This is a genomic window from Marivita sp. (genome assembly GCF_048006345.1).
GTDB lineage: Bacteria > Pseudomonadota > Alphaproteobacteria > Rhodobacterales > Rhodobacteraceae > Marivita.
In genome coordinates, this window is record NZ_CP180351.1 from 3,253,290 (window position 1) to 3,274,543 (window position 21,254).

The window sequence follows — 21,254 nt, forward strand, 5'->3', positions numbered from 1 at the left end:
GACCACTTATGTCCGATTTCCCCACCACCACCCGTGTCGTCATCATCGGCGGCGGCGTCGTTGGTGCGTCCTGCGCCTATCACATCGCCAAGGCGGGTTGGGATTGCGTGCTTCTGGAGAAGAACGAACTGACCGCAGGCTCCACATGGCACGCCGCCGGGAACTGCCCGTCCTTCAGCACAAGCTGGGCGGTGATGAACATGCAGCGTTATTCGCTGTCGCTCTACCGGACCTTGGCGGACGAGGTCGATTACCCGATGAACTACCACGTCACCGGGTCGATCCGTCTTGGGCATACAAAGGAGCGGATGCAGGAGTTCGAACGCGCCCGCGCTATGGGTCGGTATCAGGGTCTTGACCTTGAAATGATGGCAGTGGGCGACATCAAAGAGAGGTATCCTTTCATCGAAACGCACGATCTGGCGGGCGCTTTGTATGACCCGGACGATGGCGATATCGATCCGGCGCAGTTGACGCAGGCCTTGGCCAAGGGTGCGCGGATGATGGGGGCACGGATCGAACGGTTCTGCCCTGCCACGGGCGTGAGCCGCAAGGGTGATGAGTGGATCGTACACACCGACAAGGGCGCCATCACCTGCGAAAAGGTGGTGAACGCGGCTGGATACTATGCCCAGCGCGTCGGCGAATGGTTCAAGCCCTATGGCGGGCGCACGGTGCCGATGACGGTAATGAGCCACCAGTATTTCCTGACCGAACCGGTGCCTGAATTGGAAGCGTGGTCGAAGGAAAACGGAAAGCTGCCGCTCTTGCGCGATGTGGACAGCTCCTACTACCTGCGGCAGGAAAAGTACGGTCTGAACCTTGGACCGTACGAACGGAACTGCAAGGCGCATTGGGTCACGCCGGACGATCCAATGCCGGACGATTTCAGCTTCCAGCTTTACCCGGACGATCTGGAACGGCTCGAATGGTACATCGAGGACGCGATGGCCCGCGTGCCCATTCTGGGTGCGTCCGGTGTGGGCCGGGTGATCAATGGACCGATCCCTTATGCGCCGGATGGCTTGCCGTTGATCGGCCCGATGCCGGGTGTACCCAACGCGTTCGAGGCTTGTGTGTTCACCTTTGGCATTACCCAGGGCGGTGGCGCGGGCAAGGTGCTGGCGGAATGGGTCACCGAAGGCCAGACCGAATGGGACATGTGGGCCGTCGATCCGCGCCGCTACACCGATTACGCCGATCAGGACTATTCCGACCAGAAGGCGATCGAGACCTACGGCCACGAATACGCCATGCACTTCCCGCGTCACGCCTGGCCTGCGGGGCGGGACAAGAAACTGTCGCCAGTGCATGACAAGATCATCGCGGCGGGCGGCGTGACGGGGGCATATAACGGCTGGGAACGGGCCAATTGGTTTGCGCAGCCGGGTGATGACACCTCTGAGGAGGCAACCCAGACCTGGGCGCGGAAAGGCCCGTGGCAGCAGCGGATCAAGGAAGAATGCGAAGCGGTGCGCGATGCGGCTGGCGTGATCGCCATTTCCGGCTTCACCCGTCTGGCGGTCGAAGGTCCGGGAGCGCGTGCGCATGTCGATGCGCTGACCTGTTCGGTGCTGCCGAAGCCCGGACGCGTGGGCCTCGCCTATTTCCCGGATGACCGGGGCCGCATCCTGACCGAGATGTCGGTGATCCCGCAAAGCGACGAGGCGATCTGGCTGATCACGGCTGCCGTTGCGCAATGGCACGACCGCGATGTCCTGCTGCGCGATCTGCCCGAGGGGCTGACCGTGCAGGACCGCACGACGAAATACGAGTGTTTCCTCGTGACCGGGCCGAAATCGCGTGAGATGCTGACACCTTTGACGGATGCCGACCTGACGCTGCCTTGGCTGTCGTTCCAGGAGGCCAATGTCTGCGGCAAACCGTGCGTTCTGCTGCGCGTGTCCTTCGCAGGTGAGCTTGGATGGGAGGTGCACTGCCTTACCGAAGATGCACCCGAGATCTACGACGCCATTCTGGGCGCGGGGGCCAAACCCTTTGGCATGTACGCGCTCAATTCCTTGCGGATCGAAAAGGGCTACCGCGCTTGGAAGGGCGATCTCTCGACCGACTACACCATGCTGCAGGGCGGGCTGGACCGGTTCGTCAAGCTGGACAAGCCGCAGGATTTCCCCGGCAAGGCCGCGCTTCAGAGCGAAAAGCAGCAGGGCGTGACCAAACGCTTTGTGACGCTGCTCGTCGATGCGGGCGACTACGACGCGCCTTACATGTCAACGCTCTGGCATGACGGACAGGTCGTGGGCGAAACCACCAGCGGCGATTGGGGCTATCGGGTGAACGCCTCCATCGCGCTTGGTATGCTGCGAGCCGATCTGGCGGTGCCCGGTACGGAACTTGAGATCGACATCTACGGCGAAATGCGCAAAGCGGTCGTCCAGAAGGATGAACCCCTCTGGGATCCGCAAAACGAAAGGCTGCGCGCATGACAATCACCATACTGGACGGCGGAATGGGTCAGGAACTCATTCACCGTTCGGGCACTCCGCCAACACCGCTGTGGTCCACGCAAGTGATGATCGACATGCCCCATCTGGTCCGCGAGATTCATGCGGATTACTTTGCTGCCGGGGCAGAGATCGCCACGACCAACACCTATGCCATCCACCGCGACCGGCTGGCGGGAACCGAGCATGAGGGCCGGTTTGAAGACCTGCATCGTATCGCGCTCGACATGGCGTTGGCCGCGCGTGACGCCCATGGATCGGGCAAGATCGCGGGCAGCATTGGGCCACTTGGCGCGTCCTACCGCGCCGATCTGCAACCCGCGCATGAGATCGCGGTCGAGCTGATGGCAGAGATTGCGGGTCTCCTTGCACCTGCCTGCGATATTCTGCTGTTCGAGACCGTGATTTCCGCCGCTCAGACGCGCGCGGCCCTGGAAGCGACGCGAGAGCTGGGCAAACCTGTCTGGATCTCGTTCTCGGTCGATGACGAGGATGGCAGCCGCCTGCGATCGGGCGAAGCATTGGCCGATACGGTTGCACTCTGTGGCGATGCCGCTGCTCTGCTCGCCAACTGTTCCGCGCCCGAAGCGATGCCGGCCGCGATTGACGTCCTCAAGGCCAGCGGCAAACCGGTTGGCGCTTATGCCAATGCCTTCACCCAGATCACCAAGGAATTCCTGAAGGACAAACCTACGGTCGATGCGCTGACCGCGCGACGTGACATGGGGCCTGACGCCTATGCCGATCAGGCCACAACTTGGGTCGATCACGGGGCGACGATTCTTGGTGGCTGCTGCGAGACCAATCCTGCCCATATCGCCGAATTGGCGCGGCGGTTCTCGAAGGCCTGACGACATGACCCACAGGCGGCCGCACTCCTCGTTCACGCTTAAACCCGGATTAAGGTTAACTCGCGGCCCCTTGCTTCTTCTCTTTCCAAATACGCACACGACCAACCCGCAACACAGGCTGACCTTGTGCAGGCGGGGCACGGTGCCGTGTCCCTGTTTCCACCGCATGACCCATTCAGGAGTTCCGTCATGAGCGTCCCCACACATGCCCGCGCCGTCATCATCGGCGGCGGTGTCGTCGGTTGTTCCGTTGCCTATCACCTGACCAAGCTGGGCTGGACCGATGTGGTGCTGCTGGAACGCAAGCAACTGACCTCGGGTACGACATGGCATGCGGCGGGTCTGATCGGACAATTGCGGGCGTCGTCGAACATGACGAAGCTCGCGAAATATACCGCCGATCTCTACTCGACCATCGAAGAGGAAACCGGCGTTGCCACCGGGTTCCGCAAGGTCGGGTCCATCTCGGTCGCGCTGACCAAGGAACGCCACGAGGAGTTGCGGCGGACTGCAGCGATGGCGCGGGCTTTTGGCGTTCCGGTCGAGGAAATCGACACGGCTGAGATCAAGAACAAGTACTCCCATCTCAACACAAGCGACGTTGTGGGCGGCGTCTACCTGCCCAGCGACGGGCAAGGTGATCCCGCCAATATCGCGCTTGCGATGGCCAAGGGCGCACGGCAGCGCGGGGCGCAGATTTTCGAGCGCACCAAGGCGACGGGCGTGAACCGGGACGGTCGTCGGATCGTTTCGGTCGATTGGGCGGCCGAGGACGGCACCAGCGGCACCATCTCCTGCGATCACGTGGTGAATTGCGCGGGGATGTGGGGTCGCGAGCTTGGCCAGATGCTGGGCGTGAACGTGCCGCTTCAGGCGTGCGAACATTTCTACATCGTGTCCGAACCGATCCCCGGTTTGCAGGCCTTGCCCGTGCTGCGGGTCCCGGATGAATGCGCTTACTACAAAGAAGACGCGGGCAAGATGATGCTGGGTGCGTTCGAGCCGAAATCTAAACCCTGGGGTATGAATGGCATCCCGGAAAGCTTTGAGTTTGACCAACTGCCCGAAGATTTCGACCATTTCGAGCCGATCCTCGAAGCGGCGGTGAACCGGATGCCGATGCTGGCCGAGGCGGGGATTCACACGTTCTTCAACGGGCCGGAAAGCTTTACCCCCGACAATGCCTATTACCTTGGGCAAGCGCGCGAGATGGACAATGTCTGGGTCGCCGCTGGGTTCAACTCCATCGGCATCCAGTCGGCGGGTGGTGCGGGCATGGCGCTGGCGCAGTGGATGGAAGACGGGGCCAAGCCGTTCGATCTGGGGGATGTGGACATCGCCCGCGCCCAACCGTTCCAGCGCAACCGGCGTTACCTGAAGGAGCGGGTGACCGAGACTTTGGGTCTGCTCTACGCCGACCACTACCCTTACCGGCAGAAAGCCACCGCGCGCGGTGTGCGGCGGACGCCGTTCCATCACCAGCTTCTCGAGCGCGGCGCTGTCATGGGCGAAATCGCGGGGTGGGAACGGGCCAACTGGTATGCGACCGAAGGCCAGACGCCGGAATACGCCTATAGCTGGAAGCGGCAGAACTTTTTCGACAACGTCGCCCGCGAACACAAGGCGATCCGCGAGAATGTGGGCATGTACGACATGTCCTCCTTCGGCAAGCTGCGGGTCGAAGGGCCGGACTCTGAGGTGTTCCTGAACCATGTCTGCGGGGCCGACATGTCGGTGCCTGTGGGCAAGATCGTCTACACGCAGTTCCTGAACACACGCGGCGGGATCGAGGCGGATGTGACCGTCACGCGCCTGTCGGAGACTTGCTATCTGGTCGTGACCCCTGCCGCGACACGGGCGGCGGATCAGACATGGCTGCAGCGCCATATGGGCGACCGCCGGGTGGTCATCACCGATGTGACAGCGGGCGAAGCTGTGCTGGCGGTGATGGGGCCGAATGCACGCCAGGTCATGCAGGCGGTGTCGCCCGATGATTTCTCGAACGACGCCAACCCGTTTGGCACGGCTCAGGAGATCGAGATCGGTCTCGGCACCGCCCGGGTGCATCGCGTGTCCTATGTCGGGGAACTGGGGTGGGAGATTTATATCTCGGCTGATCAGGCGGGCCATGTGTTTGAAACGCTCTGGGAGGCAGGGCAGGATCACGGGCTGACGCTGTGCGGGATGCACGCGATGGACACCTGCCGGATCGAAAAGGCGTTTCGGCATTTTGGCCATGACATCACCTGCGAGGATCACGTTCTGGAGGCAGGTCTGGGCTTTGCCGTCAAAACCTCGAAACCGGATTTCATTGGGCGTGACGCGGTTCTGCAAAAGCGCGAGGCCGGTTTGCAAACCCGTATGGTGCAGTTCCGCCTGACGGAGCCGGAACCGCTGCTTTACCACCACGAACCGATCCTGCGGGATGGTGAGATCGTGGGCTATCTGAGTTCGGGTGCCTATGGACACCATCTGGGCGGCGCCATCGGCATGGGCTACTTGCCCTGCGCCGGCGAAAGCGCAGAGCAGGTGCTGGCCTCAACCTACGAGATTGACGTAGCGGGCACACGGGTAAAAGCAGAGGCGTCGCTCAAGCCGATGTATGATCCGTCGTCCGTGCGGGTGAGGGGCTAAGCCGGGGTCAGCGCATCCCGATTACGGCATAGCCCCATTTCTTGCCCTTGGTGGGGCAACCGGCCGCTTTGGTTTTTTCAGCGACACCTGCATCACGCAGTTCGTTGCAATACCGGGCAACGGCGGCTGGGGTCCAGATCGCCTGATGCGCCAGCGTAAAGCGCGCCCATTTGCCCATGTCCCTCTTATGGCCCCCAGCGTTCAGAATGCGGGCCACAAGGGTAGAACAGTTCTTCTTGAACATGTCGTAATGCGCGGCAGGCTTGTTCCGAGAGGCGTCCCAAACCGTCTTCATCACGTCTATATCGCCGCCATAGACCTTGTAGACCACGTGCGGCAGGCCACCTTCCCCGGACCAATCGCCCGACAACGTGTTGCAACTGCGGGACTCGTTGAACACGCTGTTCCCTTCGGGCCACCAACTGACATACCATTCGGTGTCGTTGCGTTCTGTGTGGGCGCCGATATGCATTGATGCATGTCCGACCTGTCCGCCGTGCGGATACCAAATGTAGACTGTCCCTGAATGATGACCTGTAGGCATGGCCGTTTCCCCTGGTTACTTTATAGACTTTTTTCGTGAACGCGGCCAATGCGTTGGCCTAAAAAACGCTAGGCTGAAGTTTTGAAAACGCAAAGCAAAAACAGTCTTTCGCTCGGGGCTTTTTGGTACTGCCAACGCGTGCTAGACGGCACCGATGGACACGACCTATGCACCCCCCGATAGTCCGTTGGACATCCTGCACGAGGATCACGAGATCCTCGTCGTGAACAAACCTGCCGGATTGCTGTCGGTGCCCGGCAAGGGGCCTGAACTGGCCGATTGCCTGATTGCACGGCTGGAGGCGGCGTATCCACAGGTTCTCTTGGTGCATCGGTTGGATCGCGACACATCGGGTGTGATGGTCTTTGGTCTCACGCCACACGCGCAACGCCATCTGGGGCTGCAGTTCGAAAAGCGGCAGACGAAGAAGACCTATCTGGCCCGCGTTGCCGGACGGCTGGAGCCAAAGACCGGGACGGCGGACCTGCCGCTGATCGTGGATTGGCCGAACCGCCCCTTGCAGAAGGTCGATCATGAGACCGGGAAACCGGCGGTGACGGAGTGGCGGGTGATGAAGGCGTCAGATGAGGAAAGCCGGGTCAAGCTCTATCCCCAGACGGGCCGCAGTCATCAGCTCAGAGTGCATATGCTGGCGCTCGGGCATCCGATCCTTGGTGATCCGCTTTACGCGCCCGAGACCGCGGACCGATATCCGCGCATGATGCTGCATGCCGAGGAGTTGAGACTGCGGCACCCTGATGGTGGGGAAGGCATGAAGTTTCGGGTCGCAGCACCGTTTTGATGGGTATCGGACGCTGAGGCGTCCGACCTGCGCAGCCTTCGGCTGCGCGATTTGCGTATTTGGAAAAAGAAGAAGCAGGGGACCTACGCCCCCTGCCCCTTGTCGTGTTTATTCGGCAGCCCAGCCGGAGACCGCTTTGACTTCGAGGAAGTCCTCGATCCCCCAGACGCCACCTTCGCGCCCGTTGCCGGACTGTTTCATCCCGCCGAAGGGCGATCCGGCAGATCGGCCGACGCCGTTCATTTCCACCATGCCCGAGCGAAGCTGGCGGGCCAGACGATTGCGGCGCGCGCCATCCTGGCTTTGGACATAGTTGGTCAGACCGTAGACGGTGTCATTGGCAACCTGAACCGCCTCTTCTTCGGTGTCGAACTTCATGATCGACAGGACCGGGCCAAAGATTTCCTCGCGGGCGATGGTCATCTCGTTGGTGACATCGGCAAAGACCGTGGGGCGCACGTAGAAGCCCTTGTTCAGACCTTCGGGGCGACCGGTACCGCCGGTGACAAGGCGGGCGCCTTCGTCGATGCCTTTCTGGATCAGGTCCTGGATTTTCTGCCACTGGGTCGCATTCACCACCGGGCCGATATGGCGGCCTTCGGCGGAAGCCGGGCCGACGCTGACCTTGGACGCAATCTCACCCGCTTCCTCGACCACACGGTCATAGATCGGGGCTTCGACCATCATCCGGGACGGCGCGTTACAGGACTGGCCGGTGTTCTGCATCATGTGCAGCACGCTGCGCTTGACGGCTTTCTCATCGGCATCTGCGAAGATCAGGTTGGCACCCTTGCCACCCAATTCCAGATGCACCCGCTTGAGCGTGTCGGCGGCGGCCTTGGAGATCAGTTTGCCTGCGCGGCTGGAGCCGGTGAAGCTGACCATATCCACGTCGGGATGCGCCGAAAGCTGGCTGCCAACGCCCACGCCGTCACCGTTCACCAGGTTGAACACGCCCGGCGGGAAACCGGCCTCGTGCATCATTTCGGCAAAGAGCATCGCGTTGAGCGGGCTTTCCTCGGACGGTTTCAGAACCATCGTGCAGCCCGCGATTGCGGCGGCACCGACCTTGAGCGTGACCTGGTTCATCGGCCAGTTCCACGGCGTGATGAGCGCGCAGACGCCGACCGCTTCGTAGATGATGCGATCTTGCGGGCTATGGTCATTCAGCGGGCGGTCGAATTTGAAGGACTTGGCCGCGTCGATGAAATTCTGCAGGTGCCACGTGCCTGCGCCAACCTGGCTTGCGCGCGACATGTCGATGGGCGCGCCCATCTCGAAGCTCATCGCTTGCGCCATTTCCTCACCGCGGGACTGGTAGATCTCGAGCAGTTTTTCGACCAGTGCGATGCGGTCTGCCGGTGGGGTCGCCATCCATGCCGGAAACGCGTCTTTTGCCGCGGCAACAGCGGCATCGGTGTCGGCCTGCCCGCCCAATGAGATCACCGCGCAGGGGTCTTCTGTCGACGGATCAATGACGTGATGATCCCGGCCGTCAATGGGATCAACCCATGCCCCGTTGATGTAGAACTGGCGTTTCTCGATCATCTGATTGTCTCCCCTCAGAGCATTTCAGGGGACACTGTGTCACCCCCGATCCGGCCCTGCAAGGGGGTGTAACCGCTGTCTGCGCTGCTTATGTACAAGGCCAAGACCAACCCGAGAAGGAGGCAAATATGGGCCTGCGCATCAACGACGAAATTCCGAACCTGACCGTCGAAACGGATCAGGGCACGATCACACTGCATGACTGGATCGGCGACAGCTGGGCCATCCTGTTTTCGCACCCGAAAGACTTTACACCCGTCTGCACCACTGAGTTCGGAGCGGTCGCACAGCTGGCCGACGAATGGGAAAAACGCGGCACCAAGGTGATGGGTATTTCCGTCGATGGTGTCGAAGACCACAAGAAGTGGAAGGGCGATATCGAGGCGACCTCTGGCGCGAAAGCAGGGTTCCCGATCATCGCGGATGAGGACCTGACGGTTGCCAAGGCGTTCGACATGCTGCCTGCGGAATACGTGCTGCCGGATGGCCGCACCCCGGCGGACAGCGCGACTGTCCGCGTTGTGTTCATCGTCGGGCCTGACAAGAAGCTGAAGCTGTCAATGACCTATCCTATGACCGTGGGCCGGAACTTTGCCGAAGTGTTGCGGGCGCTGGATGCGCTGCAGACCTCGGCGCGGGAAAATGTGGCGATGCCTGCGAATTGGACCCTTGGACAAGACGTGATTGTCCCGATGTCGGTCAGCGACGCGGATGCCATCGCCAAATACGGCAAGATCGAAACCGTGCTGCCTTATCTGCGCAAGGCCAAGCTGCCCGCATAAGCTGCTGCTCTTTTCAGAACGACGACAGGCCGGGGGTACCTCCCTCGGCCTTTTTCATTTCACCGAGATCAGAACCGCCTCGACCCGGCGGTTCGCTTCTCGGCCCGCCTCGGTCAGGTTGGTGGTGCGGGGGGACAGAAAGCCGACGCCATCGGCAGCGACCTGCGACGCTGGCACACCGCGCGCGATGACATAGGCACGCGCGGCTTCGGCGCGGCGGCGCGAGAGGGCGACATTGGCCTCAAGCGATCCGGTTGCGTCGGTATGGCCGACAAAGGTGATCTGCCGGGTCGGATTGGCCGTCAGGTAGGCCGCCACCGCATCCAGCGATTGCACCGATCCGTCGCCAAGCGATGCCGACCCACTGGCGAAGTCGAGGTCCGCCAGCACCACATGGCCGGCACTTTCCAATTGCGCCACCACATCGCCCGCATCTTCGGGGATCGCAACCGACCGAGCGGCCGAGACGGACAAGGCGGGCCTGCCGGGCGGGCCGACCTCGATCAGTTGCACAAAGACGGAGTCGCCATCGCGGCTGACCAGAAGGCTGAGCGCTTGGGTCGCATCCGCAGATTTGGCGGACAGGAAGCGATAGTCCGACAGATCGACATACATGTTCGGTGCGCGCAGAACGTCGATGCCGAACCGGAAATCGAAGCCGCCGCAACTGCGGGCCGTGCATTCGAAGAAGATATCGTAACGATCCGCCATGAGCTGTTCGCGGATCGGACCAAGGACTTGCCCCGTCGTGATGCCCGCGCCGGAAATGCGCCATGCCGTTCTGCGTACTTCGCCTTCGAGCGCCGCGACAGGCACGCCATTTGCTTCGGTCCAGGCACCGATGGGCAGGTCATAGCCGCCGGAAGGCGTGATGCGCGACACGGTTTCGCGCGCGCCGATGGGCAAGGCGAGGTCCAGTGCAGACGCGGGCGGGCCAAAGAGGCTCGCCCCGAAACATAATCCCAAAACTTTAGCGCGACTGCGCGTGATACTCATCATTGGGCCGCATATCCGTGGCGCTGGCCACGCGGTTGGTCATGTTGAAGAACCCGGCGACATTGGCGATGTCCCAGATATCGCGGTCGCTGAACCCGGCATCGCGCAGCGCCTCGCGGTCAAACTCGGCGATCTCGGAGCTGGATTTGGTGATCTTCTCGGCAAAGGCCAGCATCGCCCGGTGGCGGTGCGGCAGATCGGCGACGCGCCAGTTCATTACCAGCATCTCGCCCAGTTTCGGATCGCCAGACAACGCGCGGACCGCGGCGCCATGGGCGGTCAGGCAGTAGAAGCATTTGTTGATCGAGCTTACGACCACCGCGATCATCTCGCGTTCCAGCTTGCTCAAACCACTGCCCGCCAGCATCAGATCGTTATACATCGCTGTAAAGGCGTTCAGCTTGTCGATGTCGAAGGCATAGGCCTTGAGCACGTTCGGGATCATTCCCAGCTTGTCCTGACAGACGTCGAAGTATTTCTGCGTCTCTGGTGGCAATGGGTCGACCATCGGCAGGTTCAGTGCCGTGGGAAGGGTGTCTTTGGTCATTCTGTTTCGCTTGTGTTTGGCAGGATGCGGTAGTGGTACTGTCCCACAACCTGCATTCCGAGGGAAGCGTAGAGGCCGTTGGCTCCGCCATTGGCCTGCGTACAGATCACGCTCATCCAGTCCGCGCCATTGGCCTTGGCCCAATGCGCCGCTTGCCGCATCATCCAAACGCCCATCCCTTTGCGGCGTTGGGATTTGGCAATTTCGAGAGCGTGAACCATCGCGATACCTTCGGAGATCGCGCAATAACCGGTGCCCGCGGGTTTGTCGTTGATCCGACCGAAGATACCCGTTTTGGGCAGTTCTGCACGTTCCATCACGGCGATGCGGGCCGGGCCGATGCCGCCCGCTTCCCAGATGTCGCGCATGATCGCCAAAGGCTCCCAGATGGCAAAGGCAGTAACCCGAGGCACGGCGACATCGGTCAACTTGTCGATTGGACAGATCCAGAGGTTCACCGGGTCGATCACCTCGTACCCCCGGTCGGCAAGGGCCGCATCAAGCGCATCCTCGCCTTCACGGATCATGAACAGCGCATCCTGACCCAAGAGGCGCATCGCGGCTTCGGCGGCAGGCAGGTCATCATCGCCCCAGTCGCCCTCTGCGGTGGCGGCGCTGACACGCTTGCCGCCCCCGGCCCCGTTGCGCAGCATCCATGGGCCAGCCGGCGTGCGATCTGCGGGCGGCCATGTGGCCTCTGTCACCGCGTACAGCGTCTGAACCGATGGCGTCGTCATGCGAAAAGCTCGGACAACCGCGCCATCGCGTGATCCACCCGCGCGCCATCGCTGCCGCGCACCACGATGTTCGAGCCGTACGCACCGTTCTGCTGGAACGGGTAGGAGCCGATGGAAAGATCCGGGAAATCGGCTGCGATCTGGCCCAGTGGCCCGGCGATATCACCTTCGCCGCGATCCACGCGTAAGGTCTGTGACAGGATCGGCGCGCCCCCTGTCAGCGTTGGAATCACGCTGGCGACCATCGCCTGAAAGACCGACGGCACGCCGGCCATCACATGCACATTGCCAATGGTGAAGCCGGGTGCGATGGACACCGGGTTTTCGATCAGCGATGCGCCGTCCGGGATGCGGGCCATGCGCTTGCGGGCGTCGTTGAATTCCATCCCGCGGCTGTCGTAATGCGCCTGCAACAGGGCCGCCGCATCGTCGCGCACGTCGATCTGCACGCCAAAGGCCGCCGCCACACAATCGGCCGTGATGTCGTCATGGGTCGGCCCGATCCCGCCCGAGGTGATCACGGTGTCATGTGACGCACGCAGATCGTTCAACGCCGAGACGATCGCATCGCGGTCATCGCTGACGATCCGCACCTCGCGCAGATCGATACCGACCTTCGTCAGTTCCTGCGCCAGATGGTGCATGTTGGCGTCGCGGGTGCGGCCTGACAGGATCTCGTCGCCGATCACCAGCATGGCTGCGGTTGGATTGGGCATGCGCTGCCTCCTTGATCCGGGTTTTGCTCAGGTATAGGCGTGGCTTATGCGCTTTCAAACCCCTCTTGTGCCGGGCACCCTAATCCGGCGGTACAAACGCTTTCTGGCGGATGTCACGCTGGAAGACGGGCAGGAGGTGACAGCGCATTGCGCCAATCCCGGCTCGATGATGGGGCTGGCCGATCCGGGGATGCGCATCTGGCTTGAGCCGAATGACGATCCGAAGAAAAAGCTCAAATTCGGCTGGCGATTGGTCGAACACGAGAACGGGCATTTTACCGGTGTCGATACGGCGGTGCCGAACCGGATGCTCCGTTCTGCGCTTGAAGCACGCAAGGTGCCGGGGTTGGACAGGTTCGACCATCTGCGCGCCGAAGTGCGGTATGGCGAGAAAAGCCGCATAGATTTTCTGCTGACCCGTGATGGCGGGCCCGACACCTATGTCGAAGTCAAATCCGTCACCCTGTCGCGCCAGAGAGGCCTCGCAGAATTTCCCGACAGCGTGACCGCGCGCGGCACCAAGCACCTTGGCGAACTGACCGAGATGGTGGCGCAAGGGCACCGTGCGGTCATGCTCTATCTCGTGCAACGGACCGATTGCGATCGCATGACCCTGGCCGGGGATATCGACCCGACCTATGCGCAGGCTTGGCACACCGCCACGGCCGCCGGAGTTGAAACCTTGGCTTTGGATTGCCACATCACGCCCGAGGGTGTTCAGCTTGGCAAACCAATCCAGATACTTGCGCCCTCTGAGCCGTAATGTCGCGCCACTGGCAAAACCGGGCGCGGGGGGCTAAAACCGACACAAGAGCTATTGGAGTTCCCTTGTGAACAATAACCACGATGGTCGCATGACGCGCGAAGGGATCCGCATCCACGAGGCAGCGGATTTCGCTGGCATGCGCAAAGCCGGCGAACTGGCGGCGCGGATATTGGATGATGTGGCCGCGCATGTGTTCGTCGGTCAGACCACCGCCGCGCTGGATGATTTCATTCGGACCGAGGTCGAAAAAGCGGGCGCTGTGTCGGCAACCATCGGCTACAAAGGCTATCAGCACGCCAGCTGTATCAGCGTGAACCACGTCGTGTGCCATGGCATTCCCGGCGACAAGACTCTCAAGGATGGCGATATCCTGAACATCGACGTGACGGTGATTGTGGACGGATGGTTCGGCGACACCAGTCGCATGTATGTTGCGGGCAAAATGAGCCGCAAGGCGGAACGCCTGATCCAGGTCACCCATGACGCGCTGTTCAAGGGGATCGAAGCCGCAAAGCCGGGCAACACGTTTGGTGATATCGGCCACGCCATCCAGACCTTTGTGGAGGCGAACCGCATGTCGGTCGTGCGCGACTTCTGTGGCCACGGGCTGGGCCGAGTGTTCCATGCGCCGCCCAACGTGCTGCATTACGGGCGCCCCGGAACCGGACCGCGCCTTGAGGAAGGCATGTTCTTTACCATCGAACCGATGGTGAATCTGGGCCGCCCGGAAACCAAGGTTCTGGCCGATGACTGGACAGCCGTGACGCGGGACAAGTCCCTGTCAGCGCAGTTCGAGCATTCGATCGGGATCACATCCGATGGCTGCGAGATTTTCACCCCGTCGCCTGCCGGTCGGTTCCATCCGACCTACGACACCTGACGTTTCAGCCTTCCATGGACGGTGCCCCGACCCGCGTGCTGACCATTGGGTGCAGTTGCATCAACCGCTTCCAGTTCGATTTCTTTCAGGCGCGAAATCCGGGTTCCGAGGCCCATTTCGTGCGGTCCCTGTTCGACTGGAATATCGTCTCGCTTGTCGGAACCGAATCCATTCTCCGACGCGCTGCCGATGGCAGCTTGCGTTCCGTGCTGCAGGACACGACCGGGTATGTGGTCGAATGGGAGGTGCTGCTGTTTCACCAAGACTTGCCCGGCGTGTGCTTTTTTCACGAACAGGACATCGCACGGACCTTCGATGATCCTGCCCAGAAAAACAGCCTCGTCAGCAAACTGACCCACCAGGCCGCGCCGTTCCTGTCTCCGGGTTACGCAGGCCGGACGCATCTGATCTGGTCGAATATCCAACCCAACCTGCCGGACACGGTGAACAACGTCACACCATGGGATCATTTCCAACTGACCCGCGAACGTCACGCCAGCATCAAAGCCTTGGGGACCGCGTTGTTCGGGGACGATACAGGCTACTCGTTCCTGGGCATCGCAGGCGATGTCGCACCCGACCTGATCGGCGCATCAGACGTTCATGTGATCGACCTTTCCCGTGGTCCCGAGTACGAAGGGCCGCCAGACCTCTACGACTCGCTCCTTGCGGGTATCGTTGAACGGCCACACACCTGATTCAGCAGCGCACTGGGATGGTTTGTCGCTTTCCCTTGCCGGTTCGCACCGCTAAACCGTCTGCCATAGCGGAGGCTCAGATGACGAAGATCACACCACAACCCGGGATCATGGATATTGCGCTTTATGTTGGCGGCAAATCGCATATCGACGGCGTATCAAACGTGGTGAAACTCAGCTCGAACGAAAACCCGTTCGGGCCCAGCCCCGCCGTTCAGGACGCGGTGCGCAGGTCCGTGCTGGAACTGCATCGCTATCCGTCGACGGATCATGCCGCTCTGCGCAGCGCCATTGCCGAGGTCTACGACCTCAACGCGGATCAGATCATCTGCGGTGTTGGGTCTGACGAGATCATCACTTTCCTGTGTCAGGCCTATGCCGGGCCGGGCGATGAGGTGATCCACACAGAACACGGCTTTGCGCTTTACAAGATCTGCGCCCTTGCTGCCGGCGCAACCCCGGTCGAAGTGCCTGAACACGAGCGCGTGACGGATGTCGACGCGATCCTTGCGGCCTGCACCGACAAGACCAAGATCGTGTTCATCGCAAACCCGAACAACCCCACCGGCACGATGATCGGGCTGGCTGAAATCGAACGCCTTGCCGAAAACCTGCCATCGCAAACACTGCTGGTGCTGGACGGCGCCTATGCCGAATTCGTCGATGGTTACGACGGTGGCGCGGCGCTGGTTCATGCCCGCGACAATGTCGTTATGACGCGCACTTTCTCGAAAATCTATGGCCTGGGCGGGCTGCGCATCGGTTGGGGCTATGGCCCGCGAGAGGTGATTGACGTGCTCAACCGCATCCGCGGTCCGTTCAACCTGTCCGGCACCGCGCTTGCCGCAGCCGAAGCGGCCGTCCGCGACACCGCCTATGTGGAAAAGTGCCGTCTTGAAAACACCCGCCTGCGCGCCTGGCTGGCCGAGGCGCTGGCGGAGCATGGCGTTCCCTGTGACACGTCCATGGCGAATTTCGTCCTCGCCCGGTTCACCGACGAGGCCGAGGCCGAGGCCTGCAACACCTACCTGCAGAAACAGGGGCTGATCGTCCGTCAGGTGGGATCCTACAACCTGCCCTTCGCGCTGCGCATCACCGTCGGGGACGAAGCCAGCTGCCGCCGCGTGGCGCATGCAGTTGGCCAGTTCAAGGCGGGCGCGCGATGACACAGATTTACAACCGGGTCGCGCTGATCGGGCTTGGCCTGATCGCCTCTTCGATGTTCTGGGCGATGAAGCGCGGCGGCCTTGCCGGGCATGTCACCGGATACGCCCGCAGCGCAGAAACCCGTGACACCGCGCGTCGGATCGGACTTTGCGACACGGTCTGCGAGACGCTGGCCGAGGCGGTCACCGACGCTGACCTTGTTGTTCTGGCCGTTCCCGTGGGTGTGATGGGCGACCTCGCCGCAGAGATCGCGCCGTACCTGAAGCAGGGCGCAACGGTCACCGATGTCGGATCGGTCAAAGGGCAGGTCATCACGGATGTGGCGCCTCATATTCCGGAAGGTGTGCATTTCGTCCCAGCCCACCCATTGGCCGGGACAGAGCATTCCGGCCCGGAATCGGGCTTTGCCACGCTGTTTGACAACCGCTGGTGCCTGATCGTCCCGTCCGAAGGCAGCGCGCCCGAAGCGGTTGAAACCTTGTCGCGCTACTGGCGCGGGCTTGGGTCAAATGTCGATGTGATGGAGCCGGATCACCACGACCTCGTTTTGGCGGTCACCTCGCATTGCCCGCACCTGATCGCTTACACGATGGTCGGTGTGGCCGACGATCTGCGGCGCGTGACCGACAGCGAAGTGATCAAGTATTCCGCCGCAGGTTTCCGTGATTTCACCCGCATCGCTGCGTCGGACCCGACAATGTGGCGCGATGTGTTTCTATCGAACAAAGACGCAACCCTGGAGATCCTCGGGCGTTTCACCGAAGAGCTTTTTGCGCTACAACGGGCCATCCGACAGGGCGACGGACCGCTGCTCCATGACTACTTTACCCGCACGCGCGCGATCCGCCGCGGGATCATCGAGGCGGGTCAGGATACGGCGGCCCCGAACTTTGGGCGATCTGGGTAAGGGTACGAATGCGTGTAACAAGTGTTCTGGTTTGGGTTTGGATCGTGATGGCAGGAGCCGCGCTGGCGGCACCCGACACATCCCTCAGACCTGTCGCGCGGGGTGACACCGCTGTCGCCGCGACAGCCCGAGCGCTTCGGGACATTCGGCCAACCGCGCGCCCGGCCCTTCTTGAGGCAGCGCTTGTCCGCCAGTTGACCCGGCAAATCGAGAACGTCGCGGATCCCGGTTTCCAGCGCGCGCTTGACAGTCAGACCAGCCTTGCAACCCGCGCCTTTGCTGCCGTGTCTCCGCAGGCGACCGGGCTGTCGATCCGTCCGAACCTGCGACCGGATAGCATGGTGCAAAAGGCCATGGCGCAACGCCGGGCACGCGCGAAGGGAGCTGTGTGCGGCGATCCGGATATTCAGGGCGAAACCGTAGGGTTTGTTCCGGGCCGACTGTCCGCCTGCGGCATTCAGGACGCGGTCAAAGTACGCTCGGTTTCGGGGATCCCGTTCAGCCAGCAGGCGCTGATGGATTGTACGACGGCCAAAGCCGTAAAGACATGGGTCGAGAAGGGGATGAAGCCTGCGATCGGGACCACGGGCGGTGGCGTGTCCCAGATCAAGGTTGCGGCGCACTATGCCTGCCGGACGCGCAACAATCAGCCCGGAGCGCAAATCAGCGAGCATGGCAAGGGTCGGGCAATCGACATTTCCGGGTTCCGCCTGCGTGACGGGTCAGAGATCACGCTCCTGCAGGATTGGAACCGTCGTGACACGGGTGCAAAGTTGCGCAAGATGCATCAGCGCGCGTGCGGCATCTTCGGAACGGTTCTCGGCCCGGATTCAGACCGGTTTCACAAGGATCACTTCCACTTCGACACGGCACGGCATCGCGGTGGGTCGTTCTGCCGCTGACCTCATTGGTACGACCTGACAAGGCTTTCGGCCACCAGCGCCCAACCGTTCGCAACGACAAAAAACGCCAGCTTGAACGGCAGCGATACGATTGCAGGCGGCACCATCATCATGCCCATCGACATCAGCACGGCCGCAACGACCAGGTCGATAATCAGGAATGGCAGGAAGATCAGAAACCCCACCTGAAACGCTCGGGACAGTTCCGAAAGCAGAAAGGTCGAAATCAGGACCGAGAGGGGGGTTTCCGGGCTGGGTTCGGTCAGGTTCAGATCCGTCCGAATGCGGGACATGGTTGCAAACGTGTCGGGGTCGACTTGCGCCGCCATGAATATGCGAAACGGCTCGAACCCTCGTCGAAAACCCTCTTCGACGTCGATCTGCTCATCCAGAAGCGGTCGAATTCCCTGCTCCCATGAGTCGATCAGAACCGGCTCCATCACGAAAAACGTCAGAAAGAGTGCGATGCTGACGATCAACATATTCGGTGGCGATTGCTGCAGACCAATCCCCTGGCGCAGGATTGACAGCACGGTCACGATAAACGGGAAGCATGTCACGGTTACCACGATGCCCGGCGCAATGCTCAGCACGGTGATCAATGCGATCAATTGCAGCGTCGCGGCGGTGATGGACCCGCCGTCGCCAAAATCCAGCGACAGGTTTTGTGCCGATGCAGGCGAGGCCATCATCAGGCCGATCAACACACTGTAGAGGCCTATGCGTTTCACGGATCACGCGCCAGCGGGACCAAGATCGTTCACATCGATCAGGCGTACGCAAAGCTGCCCCTGTTGTTCTCCAGTCTCAGCGATCTCGAGCACGCCCATTCCAATAAGCCGATCCCCAACGTAAAGCTCCACCAAGTCTTCCACCCGCTTGTCGAGCAGCAGAACCGACCCTTCCTCGAGTTGCAGGAGATCCCGCACCAAAGGTCGTGCGCGGCCTACAGAAACCATGATCTCGATCGGGACGTGGGTGAATGCGGCTTTCGTTTTGCGGATATCGGCGTTCTGGCTGAGGTTATCCATGGGCGCGTATTTCCTTTTGGTCGTAAAAAACGGAACGAACGGCCTCGGTGATCTGGGCGGTTACCTCCGAAAGATCGACAGACAGCTCCTTGCGACCCAGACGCATGTCTGCGCGACCCTCTGGTACGTCGTCGGTTTCGATCACAGAAATCGGCAGGCTGGATGCAGCGTTGTTAACCAATTGCGAAACCCGTTCACCAGCACCCGGCGCCACGGCAATCTCGACCTGCACCGTTCCGATATCCCGCGCGATCTGGGAGAGTTGATCGACGACATGCGCCCCCAACGTTTCGCGAGCGAGAGATGGCAGGATCTTTTGCAGGATCTCATCAAGCAGCGGGCTCAGGTTCGACAGAAGCTGTGCGTGAACTTCGTGATAGGTGAATGAGAAGTCCTGAAGCGCCTGAACCACCGCATCAGCCTGCTGTGTACCCTCGTCAATCTTTGCCTTGATCGCGTCATCCCATCCGGCGCGATATCCCTTGTCAAAAGATTCGAGCCGTTCCGTTTCCAGAACCTCGTCCGAGACAGCGTATCCGTTCACCTCGGACAGCGGGGCGCCAAAGTCTTCGAGATATGCAGCAAGAGAGGTCATCGCGCATCCTCCGGCTTCGGCTCATCAAGCCAGCTTCGAAGAACTTCGACCGTCTCGCTTCGACGTTCCTCGATCAGGGTCTTCAACCGGGCGACCGCATCTTCGGAGTTCAGCACACCGGGCTGTTGACGACCCTCGGGCAAAGCGGGCAGACCTGCATCACCGGTGTCGGGTTCGATGATGCCGTTCAACACGGGAAGGTCATCTGCCACTGCAGTCGCAGCGCTTCCGTTTAACAAGGCTGGCAGAGCCGCCACCCGTCGGCCGGGCATCAACAGGGGCCTAATGACAAAGACACCCAGAATGAGCGCGACCACGGCGAGCACCGCAATCTGAAGAAGCCGCATCGCGTCGATTTGGCCCGCGAACAAGCCGGGTTCCGAAGGCAAAGAACCAACTGTTTGCAATGGTTCGAAGGACAGCGATTTGAGCGTGATCACATCGCCGCGCGCCTCGTCGAACCCGACTGCGGAAGCGACGAGATCGCGCAGAGCAGCCAGTTCCTCTTCCGGCACTGGAACAAAGGTCGTGTTGCCTTGCGCATCGGTCTGCAAGGTGCCGTTTACCATGACCGCCACGGTCAGACGCTTGATTGCGCCGGGGACCTTTACGATTTCGCGCGTTGTCTGGGACACTTCGTAGTTCAGCCGTTCGCGGGTTTCGGCGGTCTGACGGGTTTCCGTGTCCGATCCGCCAGCGTCCCCATCAGGCAGGTTGGACGCCACCGTCACCGCCCCGGAACCTGTGTTTTCCGATTGATCCGACCGTTCCTCGCTGTCCGAACTGATGACGAAACGGCTGCTGGGATCAAAACGGCGCTCGGTGATGGATTCGGTTTCGGTGATCGAATCGATACTCACTTCGACCACAGCATTGCCCCGCCCGACCCGTGCTTCGACCAGTCGCACGACCCGATCCCTGAGCAAGTCGCTCCGATCCTGATCTCGCGCAGGGTTGGTCATGTCGCTGTCGTCCGACAGCAACCCCATTTGTGAATCGATCAACGCCACTTCCGCCGGGACCAATCCGGCGACAGCAGACGCCACCAGATGCCGGATAGCCTTCGCCTGCGACCCGTCGATCCCACCCGATCGCGCCGTCACGTGAACCGAGGCACTTGGCGCAAGGTCGCGGCGGAAGGGATTGTCGCTTCCTGTGGCGATATGGACCCGTGCAGAGACGATATCCGGGGACGACACGATGGTCCGTGCCAATTCACCTTCCTTGGCACGCAGATAGGCCGCGTCGAACATCTGGGATGTGGTGCCGAAGCCCGAGAGCCTGTCCAGAAGCTCGTATCCCTGACCGGACGATGCCGGTAACCCTTCGGTCGCAAGGGTCAGTCGCAATTGATCGCGGTTCTCCGCCGCAACAAGAATCGACGTGCCCTGCACTTCGAACGGGACACCCATCTGCTGCAACGACTGGATCACCTCCCCGGCGGCAGCGGGATCAAGCCCGGAATACAGAAGCGTCATGCGCGGCTGGTTCACGAGCCGCGACATGCCGAGAATCGCAAGAAAAACCGCGATGGTCGATCCGATCACGATCGCCTTGCGCACGTTTGAAAGACTTCGCCAGACTGGCAAAAGTTGCTGCACCGATATCCTCCGAACCCAAAACATTCTGCTTCTTCGATGGGTCCGTTATTGCGCGTTCGTGTTAACAATCGGTTAGTGCCTGCCC

The 21,254-nt window shown here is 61.3% G+C and carries 21 protein-coding genes; 11 read left to right on the plus strand and 10 right to left on the minus strand.

Annotated features, from left to right (window positions below; genetic code table 11):
- Positions 1-8: 8 nt before the first annotated feature.
- From ACMVPR_RS15935 to ACMVPR_RS15945, 3 genes are all read left to right on the plus strand, one after another.
- Positions 9-2,447 (plus strand): GcvT family protein, encoded by a 2,439-nt coding sequence (locus tag ACMVPR_RS15935; RefSeq protein WP_416883678.1) that lies wholly within the window; start codon positions 9-11, stop codon positions 2,445-2,447.
- Entirely contained in the window at positions 2,444-3,316 is an 873-nt protein-coding gene (locus ACMVPR_RS15940) for a homocysteine S-methyltransferase family protein (RefSeq protein WP_416883679.1), read from the plus strand. Before ACMVPR_RS15935 ends, ACMVPR_RS15940 begins: the two co-directional genes overlap by 4 nt.
- A gap of 189 nt (positions 3,317-3,505) precedes the next feature.
- Positions 3,506-5,950, plus strand: coding sequence for a GcvT family protein (locus tag ACMVPR_RS15945; RefSeq protein ID WP_416883680.1), 2,445 nt, complete (start codon positions 3,506-3,508; stop codon positions 5,948-5,950).
- Between the two features lie 7 nt (positions 5,951-5,957).
- Here ACMVPR_RS15945 and ACMVPR_RS15950 read toward each other — a convergent pair whose 3' ends face one another.
- A complete protein-coding gene (locus ACMVPR_RS15950) occupies positions 5,958-6,422 on the minus strand; it encodes a hypothetical protein (RefSeq protein ID WP_416883681.1) in 465 nt (154 codons plus the stop codon).
- A 226-nt stretch (positions 6,423-6,648) separates the two neighbouring features.
- Between ACMVPR_RS15950 and ACMVPR_RS15955 the strand changes: the two genes are divergently transcribed.
- The gene (locus ACMVPR_RS15955; protein WP_416883682.1) at positions 6,649-7,296 is read left to right on the plus strand and encodes an RluA family pseudouridine synthase; all 648 of its coding nucleotides are present in this window, start codon (positions 6,649-6,651) and stop codon (positions 7,294-7,296) included.
- Positions 7,297-7,404: 108 nt separating this feature from the next.
- On the opposite strand, the gene ACMVPR_RS15960 is transcribed toward ACMVPR_RS15955, so the two are convergent.
- Entirely contained in the window at positions 7,405-8,844 is a 1,440-nt protein-coding gene (locus ACMVPR_RS15960; RefSeq protein ID WP_416883683.1) for an aldehyde dehydrogenase family protein, read from the minus strand.
- Between the two features lie 128 nt (positions 8,845-8,972).
- Here ACMVPR_RS15960 and ACMVPR_RS15965 point away from each other — a divergent pair, with 128 nt between their 5' ends.
- The gene (locus ACMVPR_RS15965) at positions 8,973-9,626 is read left to right on the plus strand and encodes a peroxiredoxin (RefSeq protein WP_292268835.1); all 654 of its coding nucleotides are present in this window, start codon (positions 8,973-8,975) and stop codon (positions 9,624-9,626) included.
- A 54-nt stretch (positions 9,627-9,680) separates the two neighbouring features.
- Here the strand turns inward: ACMVPR_RS15965 and ACMVPR_RS15970 are convergent, their stop codons facing one another.
- From ACMVPR_RS15970 to ACMVPR_RS15985, 4 genes are read right to left on the minus strand one after another with little or no spacing between them, the layout of a single operon-like run.
- Positions 9,681-10,625 (minus strand): OmpA family protein, encoded by a 945-nt coding sequence (locus ACMVPR_RS15970; RefSeq protein ID WP_416883684.1) that lies wholly within the window; start codon positions 10,623-10,625, stop codon positions 9,681-9,683.
- Positions 10,597-11,169, minus strand: a complete 573-nt coding sequence (locus tag ACMVPR_RS15975) for a peroxidase-related enzyme (RefSeq protein ID WP_292268839.1) — start codon at positions 11,167-11,169, stop codon at positions 10,597-10,599. The genes ACMVPR_RS15970 and ACMVPR_RS15975 overlap by 29 nt, the downstream gene beginning before the upstream one ends.
- Positions 11,166-11,906 (minus strand): GNAT family N-acetyltransferase, encoded by a 741-nt coding sequence (locus ACMVPR_RS15980; RefSeq protein WP_416883685.1) that lies wholly within the window; start codon positions 11,904-11,906, stop codon positions 11,166-11,168. The genes ACMVPR_RS15975 and ACMVPR_RS15980 overlap by 4 nt, the downstream gene beginning before the upstream one ends.
- The gene (locus ACMVPR_RS15985; protein WP_416883686.1) at positions 11,903-12,622 is read right to left on the minus strand and encodes a competence/damage-inducible protein A; all 720 of its coding nucleotides are present in this window, start codon (positions 12,620-12,622) and stop codon (positions 11,903-11,905) included. Before ACMVPR_RS15985 ends, ACMVPR_RS15980 begins: the two co-directional genes overlap by 4 nt.
- A 46-nt stretch (positions 12,623-12,668) precedes the next feature.
- Here ACMVPR_RS15985 and sfsA point away from each other — a divergent pair, with 46 nt between their 5' ends.
- The 6 genes from sfsA (at position 12,669) to ACMVPR_RS16015 (ending at position 17,942) form a co-directional block, all read left to right on the plus strand.
- Positions 12,669-13,385: a DNA/RNA nuclease SfsA gene (gene sfsA, locus ACMVPR_RS15990; RefSeq protein ID WP_416883687.1), complete on the plus strand. Its 717-nt coding sequence runs from the start codon at positions 12,669-12,671 to the stop codon at positions 13,383-13,385.
- A gap of 91 nt (positions 13,386-13,476) precedes the next feature.
- Positions 13,477-14,268: a type I methionyl aminopeptidase gene (gene map / locus ACMVPR_RS15995; RefSeq protein WP_416883688.1), complete on the plus strand. Its 792-nt coding sequence runs from the start codon at positions 13,477-13,479 to the stop codon at positions 14,266-14,268.
- Positions 14,269-14,282: 14 nt separating this feature from the next.
- Positions 14,283-14,966, plus strand: a complete 684-nt coding sequence (locus ACMVPR_RS16000; RefSeq protein WP_416883689.1) for a hypothetical protein — start codon at positions 14,283-14,285, stop codon at positions 14,964-14,966.
- An 80-nt stretch (positions 14,967-15,046) separates the two neighbouring features.
- Complete coding sequence (gene hisC, locus ACMVPR_RS16005; protein ID WP_416883690.1) at positions 15,047-16,132, plus strand: histidinol-phosphate transaminase; 1,086 nt, start codon at positions 15,047-15,049, stop codon at positions 16,130-16,132.
- Entirely contained in the window at positions 16,129-17,040 is a 912-nt protein-coding gene (locus tag ACMVPR_RS16010; protein ID WP_416883691.1) for a prephenate/arogenate dehydrogenase family protein, read from the plus strand. Before hisC ends, ACMVPR_RS16010 begins: the two co-directional genes overlap by 4 nt.
- A gap of 8 nt (positions 17,041-17,048) precedes the next feature.
- Positions 17,049-17,942 carry an extensin family protein gene (locus ACMVPR_RS16015; RefSeq protein WP_416883692.1) on the plus strand — a complete coding sequence of 298 codons (894 nt, stop codon included), beginning with the start codon at positions 17,049-17,051 and terminating at the stop codon, positions 17,940-17,942.
- Positions 17,943-17,944: 2 nt separating this feature from the next.
- On the opposite strand, the gene fliP is transcribed toward ACMVPR_RS16015, so the two are convergent.
- The 4 genes from fliP to fliF are packed head-to-tail and all read right to left on the minus strand — an operon-like array spanning position 17,945 to position 21,169.
- Positions 17,945-18,634, minus strand: a complete 690-nt coding sequence (gene fliP / locus ACMVPR_RS16020) for a flagellar type III secretion system pore protein FliP (RefSeq protein ID WP_416884671.1) — start codon at positions 18,632-18,634, stop codon at positions 17,945-17,947.
- A 42-nt stretch (positions 18,635-18,676) separates the two neighbouring features.
- Positions 18,677-18,973 carry a FliM/FliN family flagellar motor switch protein gene (locus tag ACMVPR_RS16025; protein WP_416883693.1) on the minus strand — a complete coding sequence of 99 codons (297 nt, stop codon included), beginning with the start codon at positions 18,971-18,973 and terminating at the stop codon, positions 18,677-18,679.
- Positions 18,966-19,568 carry an ABC transporter ATP-binding protein gene (locus ACMVPR_RS16030; RefSeq protein ID WP_416883694.1) on the minus strand — a complete coding sequence of 201 codons (603 nt, stop codon included), beginning with the start codon at positions 19,566-19,568 and terminating at the stop codon, positions 18,966-18,968. The genes ACMVPR_RS16025 and ACMVPR_RS16030 overlap by 8 nt, the downstream gene beginning before the upstream one ends.
- Positions 19,565-21,169: a flagellar basal-body MS-ring/collar protein FliF gene (gene fliF, locus ACMVPR_RS16035; RefSeq protein ID WP_416883695.1), complete on the minus strand. Its 1,605-nt coding sequence runs from the start codon at positions 21,167-21,169 to the stop codon at positions 19,565-19,567. The genes ACMVPR_RS16030 and fliF overlap by 4 nt, the downstream gene beginning before the upstream one ends.
- Positions 21,170-21,254 lie beyond the last annotated feature (85 nt).